Below are 3,807 nucleotides of genomic sequence, written 5' to 3'. Positions count from 1 at the left end.
CTTAAGTGAACGGCATTACAGCACTTGGCTGGGTTTTAAATTTAGACGGTAACCTTACACCTAATATCGGTGCCGCTCGTTACTTTAATTTGTAGATGATGCCTGGATTACAGCGAACCATTTCAAAACGATCGGTTAAGCCTGTTAACGATTCAGACGCGCCCAATAGTAAGTACCCACCAGGGTTCAGGCTATTTGCCATCTGGTTAAGTACCTTTGACTTCATATCAGGCGAGAAGTAAATCAGCACGTTACGACAGAAAATAATGTCGAACTTGCCTAACAATGCATAGCTGTCCATCAAGTTCTGAGGGCGGAAGTTCACCATGCGCTTGACGTTATCTTTCACTTTCATACGGCCATCGCCCGCATCTTCAAAGAAAGTACGACGGCGCTCTGGAGAAAGTCCACGTCCCAATGCAAGGTTGTCGTAAGCGCCAGTGCGGCACATATCCAACATACTTGCTGAGATGTCAGTTGCGGTAATCGATACATTTGGCAGCATACCTGGCTTACGAGCTTGAGTTTCAAGAATCGTCATTGCCATTGAGTATGCTTCTTGGCCTGAAGAGCTTGCCGCAGACCAAATCTTTATAGGACGTTTATTTGCCGCTATTTCCGGTAGAAGCTTATCCGCAAGCACAGCAAACGGGTAAGTATCACGGAACCAAAGTGTCTCGTTCGTCGTCATGGCATCGACAGCAGCCACACGCAGCTCACGGTTTCGACCTGTTACTACATCTCTCAACAAATCAGACAAAGAAGCTAACTTAAACTTCGTTACTAATGGGCTTAGACGACTGCGCACTAAATACTGCTTGCTATCACCTAATACAATGCCACATTGAGATTCTAAGAAACGGCTGAAATCGCGATACTCTTGATCACTTATTGTTATAGCAGTCATTAATGTCTCTTTTAGTTAGTTAACGCAGCTTTTACAGCTGCACCAAGCTCATCTGGGTTGAATTTAGCGATGAAGGAGTTAGCTCCAACACGCTCAACCATGGCTTGGTTAAATACACCACTCAACGATGAGTGTAAAATTACGTATAGATCTTTAAGTTCGGCGTGACGACGAATCTCAGCAGTCAGCGTGTATCCATCCATTTCTGGCATTTCGATATCAGAAATCACCAATGAAATCTGATCGTAAATACTGCCTTCTGATGACATCTGTATCAGCTTCTCGTAGGCTTCTTTACCATCCTTCACCGAGATAACTTCAAAACCAATCGACTCAATAGCACGTTGAACCTGCTTACGAGCAACGGTCGAGTCATCAGCAATCAAGATGCGGCGAACCAGTTCTTTCTCTTGTTCTACTTTCGCAATATCTTCAGCAATCTTGCTGTCCATTGTTTCATCAACAGGAGAAATTTCTGCAAGGATCTTCTCAACATCAAGAATTTCTACCAATTCATTATCAATGTTGGTTACCGCTGTCAGGTAGTTAGCTCTACCTGCGCCATCTGGCGGCGGAAGAATCGATTCCCAGTGCATGTTAATAATGCGCTCAACTGAACTTACCAAGAAACCTTGAATGGTTCGGTTAAACTCAGAGATAACCACAAAACACTTTTCAATATCCGTTGTAGGACGGCCACCAATCGCTAAGCTCAAGTCGATCACAGAGATCGTTTGGCCACGAATGTGTGCTACACCTTTAACCAGTGGGTTCAAGTTTGGCATCTTTGTCAGCTTAGGGCATTGCAGCACTTCTTTTACTTTAAAGACATTAATGCCGTAACGCTGACGCCCCATTAGGCGAAAGGTTAGTAATTCTAATCGGTTTTGACCGACGAGTTGCGTACGCTGATTCACCGAATCAAGAATACCCGTCATGAGCTCATCTCCATATCAAACTTTTTTGTATAAAAAGTGTTAGTCTACTGCAGGCTACGAACCACCAGAGAAACGGAATGACGTATTATAAAACAAATTTGCCACCTCTTTCCATAGCAATGTGTAGAGCTACTTTTAAAACTGTCGCTAAGTTTATCGGCATTTTATCAATATTGTTTAGTTTTTTTGTACAAGCTGCGACCCCAGAACAAATTGAGATGATTCAGTCTGCAGCGGAGCAACATATCCTTGATACAGTTGAGCAGCCACAAGGTGGCGAACTCTTTGTTAATTCAGCAAATGTTGACTCAAGAATCAAAGCGACAGACTGCCCAGTGCCTTTAGAGACCAGCGCTTCAACGACCACCAATACCCGCAGCAGTATTACGGTTTTAGTGCAATGTGTTCCTGATGAGTGGCGAGTTTATGTACCGGTGCGCCTTTCGATGTCGGTGCCTCTTGTCACCACCACTCGCTCACTCGCGAGAGGCGAAATCGTCGGTCAATACGATGTCACCACCGCTATGATTTCTCTTAACAAGTTTCGTCGCCAAGGTTTCACAGCTCCACATCAGGTCATCGGCGCTAAGGTAAAAAAGAACCTAAGACCGGGCGATGTTGTAGAAAGAGGTGATATCTGTGTCGTGTGCCGAAACGAGAAGGTTATCATACAGGCAGTAAAAGGTGGCATGACCATTACCACCAAAGGAACTGCGCTTACCGATGGCTCTATGGGTGATCAAGTAAGAGTGAAAAATGATAAATCACAGCGTATAATTGAAGGGATTGTTACCAGCATGTCTGAAGTCACGGTTTACTTTTAACTCTTTACTTCTAAATTGACGGTATCGTTAGCGATTTCACCCTCAACTCTAACGCCAAATATAACGGCTGCGGTGTTTTGTCCCTTTTCGACTATTGAGCTAAAAATTGCTAAAGTATTCGAACCCTTGGTCGATATTGACTGTACAGGTTCCCATTTTTGAAGAAAAAGGCTTAACTATGGCAGGCATTGATAATATTCGTTCAGGGCAAACCCTAACGACCACTAACCGATCAGCAGTACGCTCTGATTCTAGTTCTGAGGCATCACGCTCTGATGTATCAACTAAATCACCAGCAAGCAAAGATGCGGTTTCACTGAGCCAACAAGGCAAAGCGATTGGTCAGCTCCACCAAGATATGGCAGCACAGCCAAGCTTTGATTCTGTGAAAGTAGCAGCGATCAAAGAAGCAATTGCGAATGGTTCATACACTGTCGATCCAGAGAAACTGGCTGACAACATGATCAAGTTCGAAGATGAATTAAAAGGCCTTTAAGAAAACACTAACTTTTCATTGAAGTTATTGTCTTAAAGTACACGAGGTTATGAATAGGTTTACGTTATGGCGGCACTAGCAGATTTAGTTAATTTTCAACTTCAAAATGCCAAAGCCTTATCTGAATTACTAAGTTCAGAGAAAACCGCTATTACGAGCCGACAATCAAACGATATTGAGCGAATCGCCAAAGAAAAAGTGGTCCTAGTTGAACAACTAAGATCAACCGATCAGCGAATCGCAGCCCATACCAATATCTCAGAACTGACCGAGAACCCTGAACTTGCTCAGTTAGTCACTAAGATCCAGTCCATAGTGCACGATTGCCAGCAAGCGAACCTTGTGAATGGCGAAGCCTTAAATCGAGCGCACCTTAGCTTCAAAAAACTCAGCAATATGATGCAGCAAAGTCACGGAAAAATTGGCATGACCTACAATGCCGGTGGTCAAACGCATACTATCTCTACGCTGGGAACCAACGTAAAAGCCTAGTTAAGTTAACTCTTCCTCTTCAGTAATACCCCTTGTTAACCGTTTATCTGTATCTCAGACTATTCCTGTCGTTATCTTTTATTAAAACACCTAATCAGCCTTTGAACGCCCTGACAAAATCGATAAACAAAAAAGCGGCAAGTATTTTCA

General features: G+C 43.5%; 5 protein-coding genes. 3 read left to right on the top strand and 2 right to left on the bottom strand.

The window, feature by feature from the left end:
* Window positions 1-79 precede the first annotated feature (79 nt).
* Together AB4517_RS12090 and AB4517_RS12085 are read right to left on the bottom strand one after the other, a co-directional pair.
* Window positions 80-907: a protein-glutamate O-methyltransferase gene (locus tag AB4517_RS12090; RefSeq protein ID WP_004736174.1), complete on the bottom strand. Its 828-nt coding sequence runs from the start codon at window positions 905-907 to the stop codon at window positions 80-82.
* 11 nt (window positions 908-918) lie between these two features.
* A complete protein-coding gene (locus AB4517_RS12085; RefSeq protein ID WP_017066180.1) occupies window positions 919-1,845 on the bottom strand; it encodes a chemotaxis protein CheV in 927 nt (308 codons plus the stop codon).
* A gap of 77 nt (window positions 1,846-1,922) precedes the next feature.
* Between AB4517_RS12085 and flgA the strand changes: the two genes are divergently transcribed.
* The 3 genes from flgA to AB4517_RS12070 all read left to right on the top strand — a co-directional run bounded on the left by flgA (window position 1,923) and on the right by AB4517_RS12070 (window position 3,657).
* Window positions 1,923-2,669 carry a flagellar basal body P-ring formation chaperone FlgA gene (flgA, locus tag AB4517_RS12080; protein WP_017064135.1) on the top strand — a complete coding sequence of 249 codons (747 nt, stop codon included), beginning with the start codon at window positions 1,923-1,925 and terminating at the stop codon, window positions 2,667-2,669.
* 178 nt (window positions 2,670-2,847) lie between these two features.
* Window positions 2,848-3,165, top strand: coding sequence for a flagellar biosynthesis anti-sigma factor FlgM (gene flgM, locus AB4517_RS12075; protein WP_017062263.1), 318 nt, complete (start codon window positions 2,848-2,850; stop codon window positions 3,163-3,165).
* A 66-nt stretch (window positions 3,166-3,231) separates the two neighbouring features.
* The gene (locus tag AB4517_RS12070; protein ID WP_017064136.1) at window positions 3,232-3,657 is read left to right on the top strand and encodes a flagella synthesis protein FlgN; all 426 of its coding nucleotides are present in this window, start codon (window positions 3,232-3,234) and stop codon (window positions 3,655-3,657) included.
* The last annotated feature ends 150 nt before the right edge of the window (window positions 3,658-3,807 follow it).

The organism is Vibrio sp. 10N.222.52.C3 (genome assembly GCF_041474195.1).
Lineage (GTDB): Bacteria > Pseudomonadota > Gammaproteobacteria > Enterobacterales > Vibrionaceae > Vibrio > Vibrio crassostreae_C.
The sequence above is the reverse complement of the archived record's forward strand: the minus strand, read 5'-3'. Positions and strand labels throughout refer to the sequence as shown.

Coding starts and splice junctions, on each gene's coding strand:
- AB4517_RS12090 (WP_004736174.1), bottom strand. CDS start 907: ATGACTGCTATAACAATAAGTGATCAAGAGTATCGCGATTTCAGCCGT.
- AB4517_RS12085 (WP_017066180.1), bottom strand. CDS start 1,845: ATGACGGGTATTCTTGATTCGGTGAATCAGCGTACGCAACTCGTCGGT.
- flgA (WP_017064135.1), top strand. CDS start 1,923: ATGACGTATTATAAAACAAATTTGCCACCTCTTTCCATAGCAATGTGT.
- flgM (WP_017062263.1), top strand. CDS start 2,848: ATGGCAGGCATTGATAATATTCGTTCAGGGCAAACCCTAACGACCACT.
- AB4517_RS12070 (WP_017064136.1), top strand. CDS start 3,232: ATGGCGGCACTAGCAGATTTAGTTAATTTTCAACTTCAAAATGCCAAA.